At 63.5% G+C, this 20,429-nt stretch carries 22 protein-coding genes and 1 tRNA gene; 9 read left to right on the top strand and 14 right to left on the bottom strand.

From position 1 onward, the window contains the following. Positions 1-103 precede the first annotated feature (103 nt). On the top strand, positions 104-802 hold the full coding sequence (locus tag LK535_RS04705) for an NAD-dependent deacylase (RefSeq protein ID WP_227771079.1): 699 nt from the start codon (positions 104-106) through the stop codon (positions 800-802). 60 nt (positions 803-862) lie between these two features. On the opposite strand, the gene era is transcribed toward LK535_RS04705, so the two are convergent. The 3 genes from era to lepB all read right to left on the bottom strand — a co-directional run bounded on the left by era (position 863) and on the right by lepB (position 3,509). Next, the gene (gene era, locus LK535_RS04700) at positions 863-1,753 is read right to left on the bottom strand and encodes a GTPase Era (RefSeq protein ID WP_227770695.1); all 891 of its coding nucleotides are present in this window, start codon (positions 1,751-1,753) and stop codon (positions 863-865) included. Between the two features lie 216 nt (positions 1,754-1,969). Continuing rightward, positions 1,970-2,662, bottom strand: coding sequence for a ribonuclease III (rnc, locus tag LK535_RS04695; protein WP_227770694.1), 693 nt, complete (start codon positions 2,660-2,662; stop codon positions 1,970-1,972). After that, positions 2,655-3,509, bottom strand: coding sequence for a signal peptidase I (lepB, locus tag LK535_RS04690; protein ID WP_227771078.1), 855 nt, complete (start codon positions 3,507-3,509; stop codon positions 2,655-2,657). Before lepB ends, rnc begins: the two co-directional genes overlap by 8 nt. 164 nt (positions 3,510-3,673) lie before the next feature. Here lepB and pgi point away from each other — a divergent pair, with 164 nt between their 5' ends. Together pgi and gorA are read left to right on the top strand one after the other, a co-directional pair. Next, a complete protein-coding gene (pgi, locus tag LK535_RS04685) occupies positions 3,674-5,167 on the top strand; it encodes a glucose-6-phosphate isomerase (protein ID WP_227770693.1) in 1,494 nt (497 codons plus the stop codon). A gap of 78 nt (positions 5,168-5,245) precedes the next feature. Next, entirely contained in the window at positions 5,246-6,595 is a 1,350-nt protein-coding gene (gorA, locus tag LK535_RS04680) for a glutathione-disulfide reductase (protein ID WP_227770692.1), read from the top strand. Between the two features lie 65 nt (positions 6,596-6,660). Here gorA and LK535_RS04675 read toward each other — a convergent pair whose 3' ends face one another. The 4 genes from LK535_RS04675 to LK535_RS04660 form a co-directional block, all read right to left on the bottom strand. Continuing rightward, positions 6,661-7,131: a hypothetical protein gene (locus LK535_RS04675; protein ID WP_227770691.1), complete on the bottom strand. Its 471-nt coding sequence runs from the start codon at positions 7,129-7,131 to the stop codon at positions 6,661-6,663. Between the two features lie 61 nt (positions 7,132-7,192). Next, on the bottom strand, positions 7,193-7,651 hold the full coding sequence (locus LK535_RS04670) for a vgr related protein (protein ID WP_227770690.1): 459 nt from the start codon (positions 7,649-7,651) through the stop codon (positions 7,193-7,195). A 47-nt stretch (positions 7,652-7,698) separates the two neighbouring features. Next, on the bottom strand, positions 7,699-8,400 hold the full coding sequence (locus LK535_RS04665) for a hypothetical protein (RefSeq protein ID WP_227770689.1): 702 nt from the start codon (positions 8,398-8,400) through the stop codon (positions 7,699-7,701). 92 nt (positions 8,401-8,492) lie between these two features. After that, the gene (locus tag LK535_RS04660) at positions 8,493-8,942 is read right to left on the bottom strand and encodes a copper chaperone PCu(A)C (RefSeq protein ID WP_227770688.1); all 450 of its coding nucleotides are present in this window, start codon (positions 8,940-8,942) and stop codon (positions 8,493-8,495) included. Between the two features lie 182 nt (positions 8,943-9,124). Between LK535_RS04660 and dnaK the strand changes: the two genes are divergently transcribed. The 5 genes from dnaK (at position 9,125) to LK535_RS04635 (ending at position 13,435) form a co-directional block, all read left to right on the top strand. Beyond that, on the top strand, positions 9,125-11,032 hold the full coding sequence (gene dnaK / locus LK535_RS04655; protein ID WP_227770687.1) for a molecular chaperone DnaK: 1,908 nt from the start codon (positions 9,125-9,127) through the stop codon (positions 11,030-11,032). Between the two features lie 71 nt (positions 11,033-11,103). After that, a complete protein-coding gene (dnaJ, locus tag LK535_RS04650; RefSeq protein WP_227770686.1) occupies positions 11,104-12,225 on the top strand; it encodes a molecular chaperone DnaJ in 1,122 nt (373 codons plus the stop codon). 28 nt (positions 12,226-12,253) lie between these two features. Further along, positions 12,254-12,625, top strand: coding sequence for a hypothetical protein (locus LK535_RS04645; RefSeq protein WP_227770685.1), 372 nt, complete (start codon positions 12,254-12,256; stop codon positions 12,623-12,625). 61 nt (positions 12,626-12,686) lie between these two features. Continuing rightward, positions 12,687-12,763, top strand: a tRNA-Arg gene (locus LK535_RS04640). Positions 12,764-13,189: 426 nt separating this feature from the next. Further along, on the top strand, positions 13,190-13,435 hold the full coding sequence (locus LK535_RS04635; RefSeq protein ID WP_227770684.1) for a hypothetical protein: 246 nt from the start codon (positions 13,190-13,192) through the stop codon (positions 13,433-13,435). A gap of 336 nt (positions 13,436-13,771) precedes the next feature. Here the strand turns inward: LK535_RS04635 and LK535_RS04630 are convergent, their stop codons facing one another. The 4 genes from LK535_RS04630 to wecB form a co-directional block, all read right to left on the bottom strand. Beyond that, the gene (locus tag LK535_RS04630) at positions 13,772-13,996 is read right to left on the bottom strand and encodes a hypothetical protein (RefSeq protein WP_227770683.1); all 225 of its coding nucleotides are present in this window, start codon (positions 13,994-13,996) and stop codon (positions 13,772-13,774) included. Positions 13,997-14,128: 132 nt separating this feature from the next. Further along, entirely contained in the window at positions 14,129-14,911 is a 783-nt protein-coding gene (locus LK535_RS04625) for a metallophosphoesterase family protein (RefSeq protein ID WP_227770682.1), read from the bottom strand. Between the two features lie 71 nt (positions 14,912-14,982). After that, positions 14,983-16,275 carry a UDP-N-acetyl-D-mannosamine dehydrogenase gene (wecC, locus tag LK535_RS04620; RefSeq protein WP_227770681.1) on the bottom strand — a complete coding sequence of 431 codons (1,293 nt, stop codon included), beginning with the start codon at positions 16,273-16,275 and terminating at the stop codon, positions 14,983-14,985. Beyond that, positions 16,262-17,377: a non-hydrolyzing UDP-N-acetylglucosamine 2-epimerase gene (gene wecB / locus LK535_RS04615; RefSeq protein ID WP_227770680.1), complete on the bottom strand. Its 1,116-nt coding sequence runs from the start codon at positions 17,375-17,377 to the stop codon at positions 16,262-16,264. Before wecB ends, wecC begins: the two co-directional genes overlap by 14 nt. Positions 17,378-17,498: 121 nt before the next feature. Here wecB and galU point away from each other — a divergent pair, with 121 nt between their 5' ends. Continuing rightward, positions 17,499-18,368: a UTP--glucose-1-phosphate uridylyltransferase GalU gene (gene galU, locus LK535_RS04610; protein ID WP_227770679.1), complete on the top strand. Its 870-nt coding sequence runs from the start codon at positions 17,499-17,501 to the stop codon at positions 18,366-18,368. A gap of 18 nt (positions 18,369-18,386) precedes the next feature. Here galU and LK535_RS04605 read toward each other — a convergent pair whose 3' ends face one another. From LK535_RS04605 to dut, 3 genes are all read right to left on the bottom strand, one after another. After that, positions 18,387-19,163, bottom strand: a complete 777-nt coding sequence (locus LK535_RS04605; protein WP_227771077.1) for a HesA/MoeB/ThiF family protein — start codon at positions 19,161-19,163, stop codon at positions 18,387-18,389. Then, entirely contained in the window at positions 19,160-19,594 is a 435-nt protein-coding gene (locus LK535_RS04600; RefSeq protein ID WP_227770678.1) for a hypothetical protein, read from the bottom strand. The genes LK535_RS04605 and LK535_RS04600 overlap by 4 nt, the downstream gene beginning before the upstream one ends. A 185-nt stretch (positions 19,595-19,779) precedes the next feature. After that, the gene (gene dut / locus LK535_RS04595) at positions 19,780-20,265 is read right to left on the bottom strand and encodes a dUTP diphosphatase (RefSeq protein WP_227770677.1); all 486 of its coding nucleotides are present in this window, start codon (positions 20,263-20,265) and stop codon (positions 19,780-19,782) included. Positions 20,266-20,429 lie beyond the last annotated feature (164 nt).

Raw genomic sequence — 20,429 nt, 5'->3', positions numbered from 1 at the left:
TTAATGCTTGTTAGCGCCCCGATACCGCCCGACACTAGCCGCGTCGAGGGGGCCACATTCATCGAGGTCGCGTGTCTTTACGGCATCGATTATGGCCGACGATATGAACGACAGTCGCAGCATTGTGATCCTGACCGGCGCGGGCATTTCGGCGGAAAGCGGTCTTGCTACATTTCGCGGACCGGGCGGCCTTTGGGAAGGGCACCGCGTCGAAGACGTCTGTACCCCGGAGGCCCTGGCGGCAGATCCGGATCTGGTTCATCGTTTCTACGATCTGCGCCGCGGGGCGTTGGCCGGGGTGCACCCTAATGCGGCACATCAGGCACTGGCCCGCCTTGATGAGGCGTGGAAAGGCGACCTGCTGATCGTCACTCAGAACGTTGACGATCTGCATGAGCGTGCCGGTGCCCGTCGCTTGGTCCACATGCATGGCGAACTGACATCTGCCTTTTGCGCCGCATGTGGCAATCGCGTGCGGTGGCCAGATCCGCTGCCGCCTGGCAGCGCGTGCGTGGCCTGCCATCAGCCCGCCCTGCGCCCGGACATCGTGTTCTTCGGTGAGATGCCATATGGCATGGAGAAGATCGAGGAAGCGCTTTCCGGATGCGATTTGTTCGTGTCGATCGGTACGTCCGGGGCGGTTTATCCCGCCGCCGGCTTTGTGCAGCTGGCCCGGTCCTATGGTGCTGACACGCTGGAGCTGAACCTGGAGCCGTCCGCCGGCAGTCACTTGTTCGGGGAAAGCCGGTTTGGCCCGGCCACCAGCCTGGTGCCGGCCTGGGTGGATGAGCTTCTGAAGTAGCGGGCCTGGGCGGCCGCGCCTTGTCGCCCCCGGTCTGAGCCCGCTGTCTCCCGGCGGCGTTCAGTCCACCCAGTCGAGGCCGATATCCCGATAAACACCGCGGTCCTCGTCCCAGCCGGGCTTTACCTTAACGTGAAGGTAGAGGTGCACAGGCCGATCAAGCAGGACGGCGAGTTCGGCACGAGCGCGGGCCCCGATCTCCTTGATGCGCGTGCCTCCCTTGCCGAGCACGATTGCGCGCTGCGTGGGGCGTTCCACCAGGATCTGCTGATGAATCTCGGCGGCGCCATCGGAGCGATCAACAAACTTCTCGGTTTCCACCGTGGCTGCGTAAGGAAGCTCGGCGTGCAGCTGTAGATACAACTGCTCCCGCGTGACTTCGGCAGCGAGCATTCGCTCGCTTGCGTCAGAGACCTGATCTTCCGGAAAATGCCACGGGCCTTCCGGCATCGCAGCCGCAAGTGCGCGCTTCAGTTCGGGAAGCCCGTCGCCGGTCGACGCGCTGATGAAATACGTGGCTTCGAACTGTACCAGCGCGTTCAACTTTTCCGCATGGATCAATAGCTTGGGTTTGTCGGCGAGATCCACCTTGTTCAGTATCAGGAACTTCGGTTCGGGACGATCCGCGATCCGTTCTGCAATGTCGGTGACCTTCGGGCCCAATCCGCCCTTCGCATCCACCACCAGGGCAAGCACGTCTGCGCCCTCCGTGCCACCCCAGGCGGCGGCGACCATCGCGCGATCAAGGCGTCGCTTGGGGTCGAAGATGCCGGGAGTGTCGACCAGGAGGAGCTGCGCGTCATCCTCCATCGCGACCCCCAGGAGGCGGGTGCGGGTGGTCTGTGCCTTTGGGCTGACGATCGCGACCTTTTGGCCGACCAACGCATTGACCAGAGTGGACTTTCCGGCGTTGGGCGCGCCGAGAACGGCGACAAGGCCGCAGCGGGTCATCGATTTTCCTTTGTTGACGTGGAGGCGTCGGAGCGAGCCCCGAACGCGATTTCAAGGGCGTGAAGAACGGACACGAACGGCCCGTACGAGGACAGAAGGGGGTGCTTTAGAACCACTTTTGGCCAGATACCGGATAAAGCCGGCCACGGACAGGAAAAGCCGCCGCGAGCGATCGAGCCGCCACAGCGCCGTGTTCCCGATCCTCCCTGGCCGCCCTTATCCCTTGCGCGGCTTCTTCGCCGGCGCCACGCGCACCTCGCGCAGCAGGGCCTCGGCAGCCGCTGTTTCTGCCTCCTGCTTGCTGCCGCCCTCCGCGGTGCTTTCCGCCAGCTTCGGAATCGCGGCTCTCACCGTGAACCGCGGCGCATGGCCGGGGCCGGAGCGATCCATGACCTCATAGACAGGCGGCTTGCGGTTGTTGGCGGCCGCCCATTCCTGAAGCGCGGACTTCGGGTGCTGGGGTGCCGCGGATCCGGCGTGGAGCCGGTCTGCCCACAAGCGCCGGATGGCGGCGCGCGCGGGATCGAGGCCAGCGTCGCGGTACAATGCGCCGAGCAGCGCCTCCATCACGTCGCCCAGGATATTGTCGCTGTCGCTGGCGCCATCGTCGCGCGCCTGTTTGCCAAGCCGCAGGTGCGCGGGAACGCCGATCTCTCGCGCGATTTCGGCACACACTGCACCCGTCACGAGCGCATTGAAGCGCTTGGACAATGCGCCTTCGGGCTCCTCGGGAAAGGTTTCGTAGAGCCATTCCGCCATGGAGAGGCCGAGCACGCGGTCGCCGAGAAACTCGAGCCGCTCGTAATGATTATCGCCGTGGCTGGCGTGGGTGACGGCGCGCTGCCAGTCACTGAGGTCGCGGGGCCGGTGACCGAAGGTACGTTCGATCCAATGGGAAAGATCAGTCAAAGCCGCCTCCGATCCGATCCCAGCGTGCCGCGGTGAACCACGTCCAGGGCAGCAGCCAGTTGGCAGACCCATCCGTGGACCAGAACACGATCACTGCCTTGCCCTGAACACGATCGAGCGGGATGAAACCCATGCCCTGCGGCTGACCCGGCAAGGCCTCGTCCGCCGACGGGAAGCGGCTGTCGGCGGAGTCATCGCGATTGTCGCCCATCAGGAAGACGTGGTTCGCCGGTACGGTGAAGACCTGCGTGTCGTCCGCATCGGGAATATACCGCTGGTCCAGCACCTCATAGCTGCGGCCCCCCGGCAGCGTCTCGCGGAAGCGCGGAATGCGGCAGGTTGGGCCTTCGGCCGCCGGTGCGATGAAGTTCGGATCGCAATGCCGTTGATCGAAGTTTGGCGAGAGCGGCAGAACGAAGTCGGCGATACGCTGCTTGGAGATGGCCTGACCGTTCAGGAACAGTTGGCCCCGCCGCATCTGGATCGTATCGCCGGGAAGGCCGATGACCCGCTTGATCACGTCGTGGTCGTCCTCGCCCTTTGAGCGGAAGACCACCGTGTCGCCGCGAGCCGGCACGCTGCCTAACAGGCGACCCGAGAAGGGCGGAACCCCGAAAGGCATCGACCAGCGCGAATAGCCGTAGTTCCATTTGGAAATGAACAGATAGTCGCCGATCAGCAGCCGCGGCAGCATGGATTCCGACGGGATCGAGAAGGGCGCAAAGACGAAGCTGCGAAACAGCCATACGACCAAGGCGAGCTTCAGCAGGAAGCGGAGCGTTTCGCTGGTTTCGGACCGCGGCTTGGCAGGACTGGTCGCCGGCTTGGCGGGAGAGGTTTCGGCCATGACCCGCGGCGTTGCCGATGGCGTGCGGCGCGTCAAGCCGCTGGAACGATCCACCGTTCGTTCCTGTTCGTGTCGCGCTTGTAGTGAAGCCTGCGTTCCGTGTTATCGCGGGCGCGTAACAAGCGGGCCGCAACAGCCCTGCTTCGAACCGTGGAGAAGTGACAATGACGGATTGGTCGAGGATCGAGGCACTTCCGCAGATCCGGCTGGAACAGCTCTTTGCCGATGATCCTGAGCGGCTGGCGAAGCTGTCGCTGGATGTGTCGGGCATCCACTTCGACTGGTCAAAGACGCATCTGACCCAGGACGCGATTGCCGCGTTCGAGACGCTGGCGAAGGAAGCGGATCTTGCCGGCAAGCGCGACGCGATGTTCGGCGGCGCTCATGTCAACGTGACGGAGGACCGTCCGGTGGAGCACACCGCCGAGCGCGGCGAGGGCAATCCGGAGAGCGTGAAGCGAGCCGCGGAATATCATGCCCGCATGCGCATGCTGATCGACGCCATCGAGGCGGAGGCATTTGGCCCGGTGCGCCACGTGCTGCACGTCGGCATTGGCGGATCCGCTCTGGGACCGAACCTGCTGGTCGATGCGCTGGGCCGCGATAGTGAACGCTATGACGTCGCGATCGTATCCAATGTGGATGGAGTAGCCCTGGAAGACGTGTTCGACCGGTTCGATCCGTCGGCCACCCTGCTGGTGGTCGCATCCAAGACGTTCACCACCACCGAGACGATGATGAATGCAGACAGCGCGATCGGCTGGATGCAGGAAAATGGTGTCGAAGACCCTTATGGCCGTGTGATCGCGCTCACCGCGTCGCCGGAGAAGGCGATCGAATGGGGCGTGGACGAAACTCGAATTCTGCCGTTTTCCGAAGGGGTGGGCGGCCGCTATTCTCTGTGGTCGTCGATCGGTTTCCCGGCGGCCATCAAGCTGGGCTGGGACCAGTTCGCCGAATTGCTGGAAGGCGCCGCGGAGATGGACCGGCACTTCCGCCTTTCGGCGCTGCATGAAAATGCGCCCGTCCTCGCCGCCTTCGCGGATCTTTACTACACTCAGGTGCGGGGTTGCGAAACGCGCGCACCGTTCGCGTATGACGAGCGGCTTCGCCTGCTGCCGAGCTACCTTCAGCAATTGGAGATGGAATCAAACGGCAAGAGCGTGACGGTTGATGGCAAGCCAGTCGGCCGCCCCACGGCACCGATCACCTGGGGAGGGGTGGGGACGGACGCGCAACATGCTGTCTTCCAGCTGCTGCATCAGGGCACCCATCTGGTGCCGGTGGAATTTCTGGCGGTGATCGAGCCTGGCGATACGCTGGCGGAGGAGCATCACCGCCAGTTGCTGCTCAACGCCTTCGCGCAGGGCGCAGCATTGATGAAGGGGCGCAAGAATGCCGATGACCCCGCACGTGCGTATCCGGGCGATCGCCCGTCCTCGACGATCCTGCTTGATACGTTGGATGCGCGCACGCTGGGAGCGCTGATCGCCTTTTACGAGCATCGCGTATTCGTGAACGGCGTGCTGCTGGGCATCAATTCCTTTGACCAGTTCGGAGTCGAGCTAGGCAAGGAGATGGCGAAGGAAGCAGCCAAGGGCGGCGGTGATTTCGATCCGTCGACGGAGGATCTGATCCGTCGTGCGGGGCTTGCCTGAACGATCCTTCGATCCTGATCGATTTGCCGCGCGGCGCCGTGCGCCCATATCCCGGTGCGGCGCCAGTGGAGTAAAGTAATGCCCGATTTCGATTATGACCTGTTCACCATCGGTGCCGGCTCCGGCGGAACCCGGGCGTCGCGTGTAGCGGCGGCGCATGGCGCGCGCGTGGCAGTGGCAGAGGAATATCGCGTCGGCGGGACATGCGTGATCCGCGGCTGCGTGCCCAAGAAGCTGCTCGTCTATGGTGCGCACTTCGCCGAGGACCTGAAGGACGCAAAGCGGTTCGGCTGGCTCGTCCCGGATGATTGCGCCTTCGACTGGAAGTGCCTGCAGGAAAACGTGTTGGCCGAGGTGGACCGGATCAACAAGGCTTACACGACGACGCTGGAATCGAACGGCGCGGAAATCATTCACCAGCGCGCGACGATCACCGGACCGAATGAAGTCACGCTTGCGGATGGCGCTACTAAGACCGCCAAGCACATCCTGGTCGCCACTGGCGCACGGCCGCATGTGCCGGAGTTCCCCGGTTCCGAACACGGCATCACCTCCAACGAGGTATTTCACCTCGACGCCATTCCGAAGCGGGTGCTGATCGCGGGTGCCGGCTATATCGCCAATGAGTTCGCGGGCATTTTTCACCAGCTTGGCGCGCACGTCATCATCATGAACCGCACCAAGGACATCCTGCGCGGCTACGACCTGCAGATCCGCGATCGTTTGTTGCAGATCAGCATGATGAAAGGCCTGGAATTCCGTTTCGACGCCACGTTCGAGAGGATCGAGAAGCGCGATGACGGCTGCCTGGAGGTTCACATGACTGGCCATGAACCCGTAGTGGTCGATTGCGTGATGTACGCCACCGGACGTGTACCCAACACCGAAGGGCTGGGGCTGGAAAATGCCGGGGTCGAGGTGGACGCGAAGGGCGCCGTGCCGGTGGATGATGACAATCGTTCGACGTGCCCCTCCATTTACGCTGTGGGCGACGTGACCAATCGCATCCAGCTAACACCGGTGGCGATCCGCGAAGGGCAGGCCTTCGCGGAGAACCTCTTCGGCCGGGGCGGCGTGACGGTGGATTATGATTGTGTGCCGGCGGCCTGTTTCAGCCATCCCCCGATAGCCGGGGTCGGCATGACCGAGAGCGAGGCGCGTCAGAAGCTCGGCTCCGTGAGGATCTACTCGTCCGATTTCCGCCCGATGAAGAATGTGCTGGCAGGCCGGGACGAACGGTCACTGTACAAGATGGTGTGCGATGCCGAGACCGATCGTGTGGTGGGCATTCACATGATCGGACCGGATTGTCCGGAGATCATCCAGGCAGCGGCGGTGTGCGTGAAGGCTGGTCTCACGAAGGCGCAGTTCGACGCCACGGTCGCACTGCACCCGACCATGGCGGAAGAACTGGTGCTGATGAAGTGAGGTGAGGGCCGGGCGGACGTGGCGGCCCTGGGGAGGCTGCCGCGTCTTAGCTCAGGCGTTCTGCATCAGGCGGTTGCGCCCGCCTCTTCGGTCGTGAGCCGTTCGGCGACCAGCGCGGTGACGACTGACTGCAGCACATGAACTGCCCAACGCTCGGACGCCTTTCGCGGGCCGGCTTTGAGCTCCCCTTGTGTGATGCCAAGCAGCGGCGCGATGCCGCCGATGTTGACCACGTAAAGCGCAGTGCCGAATGCGGCGCCGAGGGCAACCGGCGACGTGTTGGGCGCCCACTGCCGCACCTGTGCGTAAAGGCCGCCGAACGCCGCGGAGGCGCCGAGATGGTTGGCGAACTCAACCGCGCTGGTGCCCGCTTCCCTGATCACCTCCCGCGAGCCGGTGGTGCGGTCGATCCAGTCCACTGCGTCGCGATCGAGCGTCTTGCCAAGCACGCCGCTGCGCCGTCCTGCCCACATTGCCGCCGTGGTCACGATCCCTGCCACGATGCCGCCGGCGATCGCCGCGTTGCGCCTGTCCATCGGTCATTCTCCTCGATCGTACGTCAAGGAGCGTAAGCCGTCGCGGCGACCAGGGTTCCGCTCAGCGGTTGCCGAATGGCAGAACGCTTTCGTAAGCCGAAAGATCAGGGGCGCCGATGACGCGCGCGCCCGCCCGCAGGAGGAAGGCATGACGGACGATCTCCGCCTGTTGCTCGATCCCATAGCGGGCAAGCGGGCGACCCGGCACGAAGCTGTAGTGATAACGGCAGAAGGGATGGCGGGCGAGCGGCAGGAAGATGCCGCGCTGATGCTGCCAAACGTGACACATTTCGTGAATGAATAGCCCCTGCTCGCCCAGCGACGCAGCGGCGAAATCGTCACGGTAGAGGCCGCCATGCGGGTGGAAGTGGATGCGGCCGCGCGGCGCCATCACGACGTGACGCGGCTGAAGCGGCCACCAGCGGCGGTCGCAGATCTCCACCTGCTCCAGATCGATGGCGTTGCCGTATACGGAGCGGGCGAGGTCCTTCTCGCCGGAGGTCAGGCGCCGAATGGTCATCATTGACTTAGGTAAGCACTTCGGCCCGGCGATCTAGTCGCCTCGGTTCAGCGCGCGGCGGGAGCCGGGCGATAGAGTACCCAGTCTTCGCGATCGGCGACGACATGCCAGCGGTCTTCATCCTCGAACGCGTTGCGGTGACGTGGATTGACGTAGAGGGCGATGATTTCCTCGCCGGCCGCGGCGCGCTGTTCCAGCCGCTCCAGCACTTCGCGCAAGATCACGGGACCGAAGCTGTTGTAGATATAAGCGAACACCGGACCTGGGGGAGGCGCGTAGCTGCCGGCATCGCCCAACACCATCTCGCAGCGTCGTGCTGCGCCGCCGGCAGCCGCAAAGCGATCGGCATTGGTGAGCGCGACCTCGTGAAGCTCGGGAGCAAACTCGACGCCGATAGCCCGACCGAATCCAGTAGCGGCGGCGATCATCACCACCCGGCCCTTGCCAGAGCCGTAGTCGATGAAGGTGAAGCGTGCCGGATCAATGGCGGCAATCTTCATCGCGTCCTTCAACGCGACGCCGTTGCTGGCCTGATACCCGAAGCCGAGCAAGGCACGTTCACGCGCGACGTTCAGCGCGGACAAGTTCATTGTGCCGCCTGTGTCGGTGCCCCAACGGCGATCAAACGCCTGATCGGCGCGCCGTGCGCGGGCGGCAGCGGGGCTGAAGCTGCTGGCAGTGTGGCGCAAGGTCTTGAGGGTGAGCGTGGCGATCTCACGCGCGGAGCGGCCCTCCACGCGTCGCATCACCCCATTTCGCCATGTTGAAAGCTTGCCCATGCGCGCCGTGATGATGCGCAAAGGTTACGGACCCGTGAGTCGGCACCGCTGGCGGCGCGCCGTCACTTGCCGGCGGGTGCCGGATCCCCTGCCGCGATGACGCGCGCATTCTGCTGGATCCGTGTCGAATCCGCGAACGTGAAGGTAAAGGTGAGCGTGCCTCCTGGCTTCACCGCCGGGTTCACGCCGAACAGCATCGCGTGCTTACCGCCAGGCACGAACCGCACTTGCTGAAGGGCCGGCACGGGAACCTGATCGATCGAGTCCATCGTCATGCCACCTCCGTCCGCCGCCTTGCTTTCGTGAAGCTCCGTCCGGACGGCCATGTCGGTCCTGACGCTTACCAGAGTTGCCTCTGCCGGGCCGCCGTGAATGGTGAAATAGCCCGCCGCCGGGCGTCCTTCGACCGCGGCGAGGCGCACCCACGCGTCGCTGATGTACAGTTGCTTTTCCGGCGCGCATCCAGTGAGGGCGGCGGCGGCAATGGCGAGCGCGGCGGCGGCGCGGAACATGGGTCTCTCCCAAAGCGAAACGATACCAGATTGGTACGCCCCCCACTCGCCAGCGGCAAGCTGGGCAGGTGTCTTGCGGCAGGGGAACCGCCACCTATATCGCGCTTCGTCAACGCTGTTCCGTCGCCGTAACGGGGCGAAGCGGCACGTTTTTTGTTCGAGCAGGGGCTAGAAGAGCACTCATGGCAAAAGTTATCGGTATCGATCTCGGCACCACCAACAGCTGCGTGGCAGTGATGGAGGGCGGCAAGCCCAAGGTGATCGAGAATGCGGAAGGCGCACGTACCACGCCGTCCATCGTCGCCTTCGCCAAGGATGGCGAGCGACTGGTGGGGCAGCCGGCGAAGCGCCAGGCGGTTACCAACGGCGACAACACGATTTTCGCGGTGAAGCGCCTGATCGGCCGCCGCTTTGACGATCCGATCACCAAGAAGGACACCGAGCTTGTTCCGTATCACATCGTGCGGGGCGGCAATGGTGACGCCTGGGTGCAGGCGGGCGGCAAGGAATACAGCCCCTCGCAGATCAGCGCCTTCACCCTTCAGAAGATGAAGGAAACCGCCGAGAGTTATCTCGGCGAAACCGTGACGCAGGCCGTGATCACGGTCCCGGCATATTTCAACGACGCGCAGCGCCAGGCGACCAAGGACGCCGGCCAGATCGCGGGCCTCGAAGTGCTGCGCATCATCAACGAGCCGACCGCGGCTGCGCTGGCCTATGGCCTCGAGAAGCAGGACGGCAAGACGATCGCGGTCTATGACCTTGGCGGCGGCACGTTCGACGTCTCGATCCTCGAGATCGGCGACGGCGTGTTCGAGGTGAAGTCGACCAACGGTGACACGTTCCTCGGCGGCGAAGACTTCGACAACAAGCTGGTCGATTTCCTGGCGGAGAGCTTCAAGAAGGATGAGGGCATCGACCTCACCAAGGACAAGCTCGCGCTGCAGCGCCTGAAGGAAGCGGCCGAAAAGGCGAAGATTGAGCTGTCCTCGGCCGCCTCGACCGAAGTGAACCTGCCGTTCATCACCGCCGACCAGAACGGCCCGAAGCACCTCGTCAAGACGATCAGCCGCGCGGACCTCGAGCGTCTCGTCGACAGCCTGATCCAGCGCACGATCGAGCCGATGAAGAAGGCGCTTGCCGACGCCGGCCTCAAGGCCAGCGATATTTCGGAAGTGGTGCTGGTCGGCGGCATGACCCGCATGCCCAAGGTGCGCGAAGCGGTGAAGAACTTCTTCGGCAAGGATCCGCACACCGGCGTGAACCCGGACGAAGTCGTCGCGATGGGTGCGGCGATCCAGGCCGGCGTGCTGCAGGGCGACGTCAAGGACGTGCTGCTGCTCGACGTGACCCCGCTGTCGCTGGGCATCGAGACGCTCGGCGGCGTGTTCACCCGCATGATCGATCGCAACACCACGATCCCGACCAAGAAGTCGCAGACCTATTCGACTGCCGATGACAATCAGCAGGCGGTGACGATCCGCGTCTTCCAGGGCGAGCGCGAGATGGCGGCCGACAACAAGCTGCTGGGCCAGTTCGACCTCGTCGGCATCCCGCCGGCGCCGCGCGGCGTGCCGCAGATCGAGGTGACGTTCGACATCGACGCCAACGGCATCGTCAACGTCTCCGCGAAGGACAAGGGTACCGGCAAGGAGCAGCAGATCCGTATCCAGGCATCGGGCGGCCTGTCCGACGCTGACATCGAGAAGATGGTGCAGGAAGCCGAACGGTTCGCCGAGGAGGACAAGAAGCGCAAGGCAGGCGCCGAGGCGAAGAACAACGCCGAGAGCCTGATCCACACCACCGAGCGCCAGCTGGCCGACAACGGCGACAAGGTGGACGAGGCACTGAAGGGCGAGATCCAGTCCGCGATCGATGCCGCCAAGGCAGCGGTCGAGGGCGGTGACGTCGATCAGATGAACGAGAAGAGCCAGGCGCTCGCGCAGGTCGCGATGAAGCTCGGCCAGGCGATCTACGAGAAGCAGCAGCAGGCGGAAGCGTCGCCGGCTGCCGACGCCGGTGCGGCGCCGAAGGACGATGACGTGGTCGACGCCGAATTCTCGGAAGTCGACGACAACCAGAAGGCGTAAGCAATGTCGCCCGCCCGTTATGCCGAGTATTTAGGCGTGACGGGCGGGCTGTTGCTGCGCGGGGGCGTTGAATGACAGAAGTCGATTTCTACGAATTGCTTGAGGTCGATCGTTCGGCCGATGCGGGGACGATCAAGTCCGCTTACCGCAAGCTTGCAATGAAGTATCACCCGGACAAGAACGCCGGGTGCAAGGATTCCGAGGCGAAGTTCAAGGCGGTCAGCGAGGCCTATGACTGCCTGAAGGATCCGCAGAAGCGCGCAGCCTATGATCGCTACGGCCATGCCGCGTTCCGCAACGGCGGCGGTGGCGGCGGGCAGGGGCACGCGGACTTCTCCGGCTTCTCCGACATCTTCGAAAGCGTGTTCGGCGAATTCATGGGCGGCCGCGGCGGCGGGCGCCAGCAGGTGCGCCGCGGCGCTGACCTGCGCTACGACATGGAGATCACGCTGGAGGAGGCCTATCACGGCAAATCCGCGGAGATCACTGTCGATGTTACGGCAGCGTGCGATACGTGTCATGGCTCGGGCGCACGGGCCGGCAGCCATCCGCACACCTGCAACACCTGCGCTGGCCACGGCAAGGTGCGTGCCCAGCAGGGCTTCTTCGTCGTCGAGCGTGCTTGCCCGGTCTGCAACGGTTCGGGCCAGGTGATCGACGATCCATGTCCGGACTGCCGCGGCGACGGACGAGTTGAGCGCACCAAGACGCTGAGCGTGGAGATTCCGCCGGGTGTCGACGAAGGCACGCGGGTCCGCATGACGGGTGAGGGCGAAGCGGGCGCACGTGGCGCGCCAGCAGGCGACCTTTACATCTTCCTTCATGTGAAGCGGCACAGTCTCTTCGAGCGCGAAGGCACGACCCTGTTCGCCCGCGCGCCGATCAGCTTCACCACCGCGGCGCTCGGCGGATCGCTGACCATACCCGGGCTCGACGGCCGCACTCATGAGCTGCGGATCCCGGCGGGTATTCAGTCGGGCAAGCAGCTGCGTCAGCGCGGCGCAGGTATGCCGGTGCTTCAGGGCAGAGGCTTCGGGGATCTGGTGGTACAGATCGACGTTGAGACTCCTACCCGCCTCTCGACGCGTCAGAGGGCGCTTCTGGAGGAATTCCGTGAAACGGAGACGGGCGAGGAATGTCCCGCCAGCCAGGGCTTCTTTTCCCGCCTGAAGAATGCGTTCGCGGGAGATTGAAGAAGGTGAGGGCTGAAGGAGAAGGTTGATGCGTATCCTGTTCCCCATTGCCCTCACCATCGCGACTGTGGCCGCGCCGGGCGCCGCGCGTGACCGCAACGCTGTGCCTGCGGCGACGCCCGCGGGCGAGCCGCAAAGCTGCATTCCAATCCGCAGCATTCGCGAGAGCCTTGTTCGCAACGATCGGGTCATTGACTTTCGCGTCGACGGAAACCGCTATTACCGCGTGACGCTGCCGCAATCCTGTCCGCAGCTCGGCTTCGAGCGGCGCTTCAGTTACGCTACGTCGCTAAGCCAGTTGTGCGCGCAGGATATCATCACCGTGTTCACGGTGAACCCACCGATGCGCGGCGCAAGCTGTGGTCTTGCACCGTTCCAGCCGGTGAAGCTCACGAAGTGAGGCGATGAGCGCGTAAAAGCGCTGGCGCCAGCCGCCGACCGCTGCTAGGCGCTCCTTTCCGGCACCCGTAGCTCAGCTGGATAGAGCGCTGCCCTCCGAAGGCAGAGGCCACAGGTTCGAATCCTGTCGGGTGCGCCAGTTTTACAACTTGGGCGAGTAGCAAGCCGGGCTTGGGAGAGCCTCGGCCCAGTTCCGCTTGTCCGTTGTTGCCTAGTCTTTGCGTGAAACGAACAAGGCGGCGGAAACATTGCGCGAGATGCGCAATGGAACGCGTCTGAGGCTGATCAGCAGAAACGTCGCAGGCGTTTTATCCTCGATGGCGAAGCTGCGATCGAAAAAGCCAAAGGGTCAGCCGATCCTCGTGGCCGCTCTGCGGGTGTGGTGAAGCGCTGCAGTGACCCGGTCGATCTAATGTTGGTTCTTCTCGCTGGTGCAGTTACTTGGCGAAGTTCAGTTGATCCTCTTACGATCTCCAGGGAACAGAACGCGCAGTCAGTATTTTCGGTTGCTGGCGGTTGGTAGTGTTGCGTTGCACCGCTGCGTGTCTTTAACGGGAGAAAGGGTATGGTTCCAAAGTTACTCACCGGCGTGATGGCGAGCGCAGTTGTCCTCACGCCAGTTGCGGCTACGGCAGCTACTGCGGCCAAGCCGACAGTGGCGCAGTCGACACGCGCAGCTGCCTCTGTTGGTCAGTCGGAAAAGGCCGCGAGCGGTGGCGTGATCCCAGCAATCCTCGCGGCAGCGATTGTCGCCGGCGGCATCTATCTGGTTGTTGATGACGACGACGATGACCGCGCGGACAGCAACTGATGGTTGACGGGCGGGGAAGGGAGCTTCCCCGCCTCAGAGTCTAGATGGGGCTTGAATGGGTCCCGCCGCGCTGAGCAACGCATCTGCCAATTTTCTTATGAGGCGTGTGCAGGTGTCGGGCCTTGGCGCGTGACGCGTAGGCCATCACTTCGGGTCGTGATTCTCACAACAGCGTGAATTCGGACGAAGCCGCCTTTTGAGTCTGAGTCGATTTGCAGGTGAGAATGCGCCGAGTTGCCGCGCCTCTCCCATCCTCGCGAACTGCCTACCCCCCGTGCCGCGGGCAAAAAAATAGCGGCCCGAAGACCGCTATTTCTTATTCAACAGAGCGGATGCTCAGTTGCTGTCGGCCTCATCGTCCGAGTCGGCGATGATGACGATGCCGGCGATCACTGCAGCAGCAGCGAGAACGGCAACGATCACGCCGCCGCCAGCAGCCTGCTCAGCCTTGGCAGCCGGGGCGCTCGCGCGAGCAACCTTGGCGGTCGCCGGAGCGGCAACGGCGGGAGCAGCCGCCAGCGAGGCAGCGGCAACGGCCGCGAAATAGTTACGAAGCTTCATCACGAACTCCCTTTTTTGTCCGTTGCGGCGATCTGACAGAGATCGCATCGCAACGCAACGCATATAGCGCACTATACTGGTGGATGATCAGCAAAATTCCGCTGTGTTGCAACATTTCAACGCGTTATCGGATCAACCCAGGCCACCGCCAGGAGATCCAGTGGTATCTAAAAACCACTGGTCGCGCCCCTCAAGGCCGAGTGCGGTGAGTCGGCCCGATCGATAAGCCCCGGTATCGATGCCGATTCTGTTATCGCGCTGCGCGACATCGTCGGTGATGGTGTGGCCGTGCACAACCAACTTGCCATGATTCCCTGCGAAATCGAGAAAGGGCTGGCGGATCCAGCGAAGATCGCGCGGCGACTGCTGCTCCACCGGAACACCTGGCCGGATGCCGGCATGCACGAAGAGATAATCGCCTTCGACGAGGTAGTCGTCGAGCGCGCGTAAGAAATCGATGTGCTCGGCTGGTACAGCGCGCTCGATCATTTCAGCGAGTTCGGCAATGCTCGCCTCGTCGATCTCCTCGGGATCAAGGCCGTAGCTGAGCAATGTCTCGAAACCGCCTGCCCGCAGGAGCAACCGGATCAGATCGCCGTTGCCCTCATGCGCGCCGAGGAAGATCTCCTCGTGGTTGCCGCTGAGGCAACGGGTGTCCAGGCGCTCCGCACATAGCTTCCGTACACGCTCGACCACGCCGGCCGAGTCGGGGCCCCGATCGACCAGATCGCCGAGGAAGATAATGCCAGTTTCGGCTGCGCCACGCGCCGCGTCGTCTTCATCGATGCGGGCGAGCAACTGATCGAGCAGGTCGAGCCGGCCGTGAATATCGCCAATGGCGTAGATGCGCCTGCCCTCAGGCAATTCTGCCTGGATCGGTTCGGGGCGACGGCGCGTGAAAAGGCGCGAAAGCATAAGCGGCCGATATATTAGGAAGAGCGGTCCCTCTATCCAAGGCCGCTCGCACCCGCAACATCTCCGCGCCCTCAGACTGCTAAGCGGAGAGGCTGCGGAGATCGGGCGGGGGGCTGGTCCGGCCAGATCCCTCGAGTATCGAGAACCTGCTTTTCGCTGCGCTCCTCAAGCGGCACCGAGCGAAACACGTCATGATCAACCAGCACGATCATCATGGGGCAGCGCTCAATCGCGGTGTCGATATCGATCAGCGAGGCGCCGGCGGCTGCCAGAGGGGCGGGGAGCTGCGATGCATAAGGTTCAACGATTCGAATGCGATTGCCAAAGCGTTCTGCCAGCGCGCTTGCGACTTTAAGCGCCGGACTTTCGCGAAAGTCGTCGATGTTCGCCTTGAACGCCAACCCAAGACAGGCGACCGGCACGCCCGGATTGGCTTCGATCATAGCAGCCGCGCGCGCGATCACATGATCCGTCTTACCGTCGTTTACTTCGCGTGCCGTCCGGATCAGTGGTGTATTCGCCGGATCTGCAGCAACGAGGAACCAGGGGTCCACGGCGATGCAGTGCCCGCCGACACCAGGTCCCGGCTGAAGGATGTTCACCCGCGGGTGGCGATTGGCGAGGCGGATTACTTCCCACACATCGACGCCCATGGTGTCCGCGACAAGGCTCAGCTCATTGGCGAAGGCGATGTTGACGTCTCTGAACGCGTTTTCGGTAAGCTTGGTCATCTCCGCAGCGCGCGCGTTGGTGGTGACACAGGCGCCGCGCACGAAGCGGCGATAAAAGGTCAGCGCCTTGCGAGCGCAACGCGGCGTGATCCCGCCGATTACCCGGTCATTGTCGATCAATTCAACGAGGATCCGGCCGGGAAGCACGCGTTCCGGGCAATAAGCGACTGCATAATCCGCACCTTCACCCAGGCCGGGGGCTCGCAGATCGGGGCGAAGCTTCGCGAGCAAATCGCGCACCTGTTCCGTCGTGCCGACCGGCGACGTGGATTCCAGGATCACGGTATCACCCGCCTTCAGCACCGTGGCGAGGCTGGTGGCTGCGTTGAGAACATAGCCGATGTCCGGGGAGCGATCGTCCGAAAAGGGTGTCGGAACCGCGATGACGAAGACGTCTGCTACGTCGATCGTCGTGGACGCGCGCAGGTGCCCGCGTGCCACCACACCGGAGACCAGTCCATCGAGATCGACTTCCTCGATATGGACGCGGCCCGAGTTGATCGTGTCCACAACGCTCTGGTGGACGTCGATGCCCAGAACGCGCGCGCCAGTGCGCGCGATGACGGCCGCGGTGGGTAGGCCAATATAGCCGAGCCCGAGCACAACAACGTTCAGTTCGTTATCCGACTTCATCAGCGATGATCCTTGCGATCCGCTCACTCGCGTGGCCGTCCCCGAAGGGATTGTGGGCACGGGCCATTGCGGCATAGGCGGCCTTGTCATCAAGAAGCGTGAAGACTTCGGAAACGATCCGGTCCTCGTCGGCACCGATCAGCCTCGCGGTTCCGGCGGCGACGCCCTCGGGCCGTTCGGTCGTATCGCGCATCACCAACACGGGCTTGCCCAGCGCTGGTGCTTCCTCCTGCACGCCGCCGGAATCGGTGAGCGCCAAGTCGCAAAGGCCGAGTGCGCGAATGAAGTGCGGGTAATCCAGCGGGTCGATCCGGGCGACATTGGCCTGTTTCCCCAGCACGGCATCCATCACCGACGCGACATTCGGATTTGGGTGCATGGGAAACAGGACGGCCACGTCCTCGCGTGAGCCGATGCGTGCGATGGCGCGCGCGATCGCGGCCATGCCGTCACCGAAATTCTCCCGCCGATGAGTGGTGACCAGCACGATCCGCTTGCCAAAGAAGCGCTCGGCGATGTCATCAAGCTGTGCAGCAAGGCGCGGGTCGGCCTCGATCCGGCTGCGTGTCCAGTGCAGTGCATCGATTACCGTATTGCCGGTGACGTGCACGCCTGTGCGGATATTTTCGCGTGCCAAGGCGTCTGCCGCAGTCTGCGTAGGCGCAAAGTGAAGATCGGCGATTGGCGCAACGATGCGCCGGTTCACTTCTTCTGGCCACGGGTGGTAAATGTCGCCGGAGCGCAGCCCGGCCTCGACATGTGCGACGGGTATCTTGCGGTAATAGGCTGTCAGCGCGCCGCACATGGCGGTGGCAGTATCACCCTGTACGATGACACGATCAGGACGCTCGTTATCCAGAACGTCGCCAATCGCAACCAGCAGCCGGGCAGTAAGACCGTCAAGCGTCTGCCCCGGCTCCATCAGATCGAGGTCCACGTCCGGAGCCAGGCCGGCAATCGCCAGAACCTGATCCAGAAGTCCCCGGTGCTGGGCGGTGACGCAGGTGCGCACCTTCAGCCCCGGTGTCGCCTGAAGTGCGCGCACGACCGGGAACAGCTTGATCGCTTCCGGGCGAGTTCCAAAGATGACCAGCGTTTTCATGCCAAGACGGATAGGACACGAGCGATTAAGGACGACCTAAGCAGATCTACGCGATTCTTGCTTTGCCGCAACGCAGCGTCTCGTTAAGCCCGCAGCGCAAATGCTCGGGAGAAGATCATCAATGCCGATCAAGCCGCTGCGTAAGGCCGTTTTCCCGGTCGCGGGACTTGGAACGCGATTTCTTCCGGCTACAAAATCGATGCCCAAGGAAATGCTGACCGTCGTTGACAAGCCGCTGATCCAATATGCGGTGGAGGAGGCGATTGAGGCCGGTATCGAGCAAATCATCTTCGTTACCGGTCGCGGCAAGGGCGCGCTGGAAGATCACTTCGACATTTCGTTCGAACTCGAAGCCACGATGAAGGCGCGTGGCAAGTCGCTCGCGCTCATCAACAATATCCGGCAGACGCCGGGCTCTCCCGTTTATGTTCGTCAGCAGGAGCCGCTCGGGCTTGGACATGCGGTCTGGTGTGCACGCGAGATCGTGGGAGACGAGCCCTTCGCGGTGCTGCTGCCCGACGAACTGATGGTCGGGACGCCTGGCTTCCTCGCGCAGATGGTGGAGGCTTATCACCAGGTCGGCGGGAACCTGATCGGCGCACTTGAAGTCGCGCCCGAAGAGACGGACAAGTACGGGATCATCACCCCGGGCAAGGTCGAAGGACCGCTGACCGAAGTTCTCGAAGTCATCGAGAAGCCCAAGCAGGGCACCGCCAAGTCGAACCTCATGACGCCGGGCCGCTATATTCTGCAACCCGACGTGATGAAGATCCTCGACAATCCGGTGACGGGGGCGGGGGGCGAGATCCAGCTCACTGACGCAATGGCGCAGCTGATCGGAAAACAGCCTTTCCACGGCTATACGTTCACCGGTCAGCGCTACGATTGCGGCGACAAAGCAGGCTTCATTCAGGCGAACCTCGCGCTAGCGCTGGCCCGTGAAGACATCGGGCCCTCTGTTAGAGCCTTCGCGAAGAGCCTGGTGGGCTGAGCCCACCATCAGGGCGGCCTAAACCGGGATATGCTGGATCCGGTTTCTCCCACACGCGGGGCAGCCGGAATCCTTTGGCACGCGGATTGTCCGAAAGCGGAGATCCAGAAGGTCAAGCAACGTCAAGCGCCCAGCGGGATCCTGACCGAATGGTACCACGGCGCGGATCGCCTCAAGTGCCGCCATACTGCCGAGAATCCCAGTCACCGGGCCCAGCACGCCCTGCTCGGCACAAGTCGCCCCGTCCCGATCGGGCGCGCTGCCGACAAGGCAGCGGTAGCAGGGCTTATCAGCCTCCCACCCCCGATAGGTCGCGAGTTGCCCTTCGAACTGTCCGACGGCGGCAGAAATCAGCGGAATACGCGCGTCCAGCGCCGCATCAGCCACCGCCAGACGGGTCGCGAAATTGTCGCACCCATCCACCACCACATCTGCGCCCGCCAATAGGCCGGGAGCATTTTCCGCGCTGATCCTGGCGACCGTCGTCTGCACGCTGACGTACGGATTCTGTCGAGCAACAGCGCTCGCCGCCTGAATCGCCTTCGGGGTGCCGACATCGGGGGTGCCGAAGAGGATCTGTCGCTGAAGATTGGACAGGTCCACGCGATCATCGTCGATCAGGAGCAACCGCCCGACACCGGCCGCGGCCAGATAGGCGATCACCGGCGAACCGATGCCGCCAGCGCCAATCACCGCCACGGTAGATCGCTTCAGCCGCCGCTGCCCCGGGCCACCGATCTCACGAAGGATGATCTGGCGGGCGTAGCGCGCGCGTTCTTCCTCGCTGAGCGTCACTGCCATGCAAAGGTGACCGAGATGCGATACCAGCGCTCCTCCAGCGGAGGCGGCACATTGCCGCGGGCCATGCGCATGACGAGGCCCGAAGCATATTGCTCTACCGTCGGGCAGCCGATCGCATTGGGGCGGATCCGGCGCAACTGACCCGCTGGGGCGATCAACACGGCAAGATCGACGCGCAGCGGACTTTCCGCAGCGCATCGACCGGCGCGAACTTCGTCGCGCACGTAGGAAGACAGCGCTCCCGGATCAGGCTGGCGACGCTTCAGCCTCAGTTCGGGCAATTGCGACCAATCCTCCGGCGGTGAGGACAGGGGCGTGACAGTGCCGCTGGCCGGCGAGCCGGCCTGCGCAGGTTCGGCCGTCGCCGGCGCATCAACTGCCGCAGCTGTCTGGCCCAACGCCAGCATCAGGGGAATTGCGATCACTGCTTCACGATCCGAGTCCGCCCACGCCCGCCGTCTTATCAAGCAGGATATGGCGCTCGTCCAGAAGGGCCGATGGTTCAGCGTCAATCACGGTCGATCTCCACGCCTGCGCTCCGACATTCGCGAGGATCTGGCGCACGAAGTCAGCCGATGCCTTCGCGACGTAGCAGTGCGCGGCGCGACGGTCAGGACGTGCCAAAACCAGTTGATCCGAACCCGCCGCCGCCGCGAGCGGTTGTGGCGCTCAGCGTATCAACAAAGGTGAGTTCCGGGCGGATGATCGGAACGAACACCAGTTGAGCGATCCGGTCCCCGGGATTGATGGTGAGCGTCTCCGAGCCGGGTGGGGTTCGAAGCCATGCGCTGACAAAGATCTGAGCGGTGTAATCCGCATCGATCAACCCGACCGACTGACCAAGGATGAGTCCCTTCTTGTGGCCAAGCCCGGACCTGGCGAGGACTATTGCCGCCATCTCCGGATCATTCATCAACACGGCCATGCCGGACGGAACAAGCACCGCCGGAGCCTGCGGCTGAAGCACGAGGGGCTCGTCAATGCAGGCGTGCAAATCGACACCGGCAGCCATGTCCGTCTGATAGCGAGGCAGGCCCCACTCGCGCAGCCGCGGGTCCAAAATCTGAACCTCGATCTTCTTCCGGCAAGACGTCATCGCTACTTCTCTATGCTCCATACATGTCAGCGGCGTTTCCACTGCGGCTCGTCGCGCATCTCTCGGGCGGATCGGGGCTGACGAAGTGGCGTGTGGCAAATAGCTGGCATTGAGGCCAGCCTGCAGCGAGGGGCACCGCCTTTCAGATCCGACCGACAGGCGCA

This window comes from Sphingomonas sp. IC4-52, from assembly GCF_020707225.1.
In the GTDB taxonomy this organism is placed as follows: Bacteria; Pseudomonadota; Alphaproteobacteria; order Sphingomonadales; family Sphingomonadaceae; genus Sphingomonas.
Note: the sequence above shows the minus strand (reverse complement) of the source record. Positions and strands in the feature narration are given on the sequence as shown.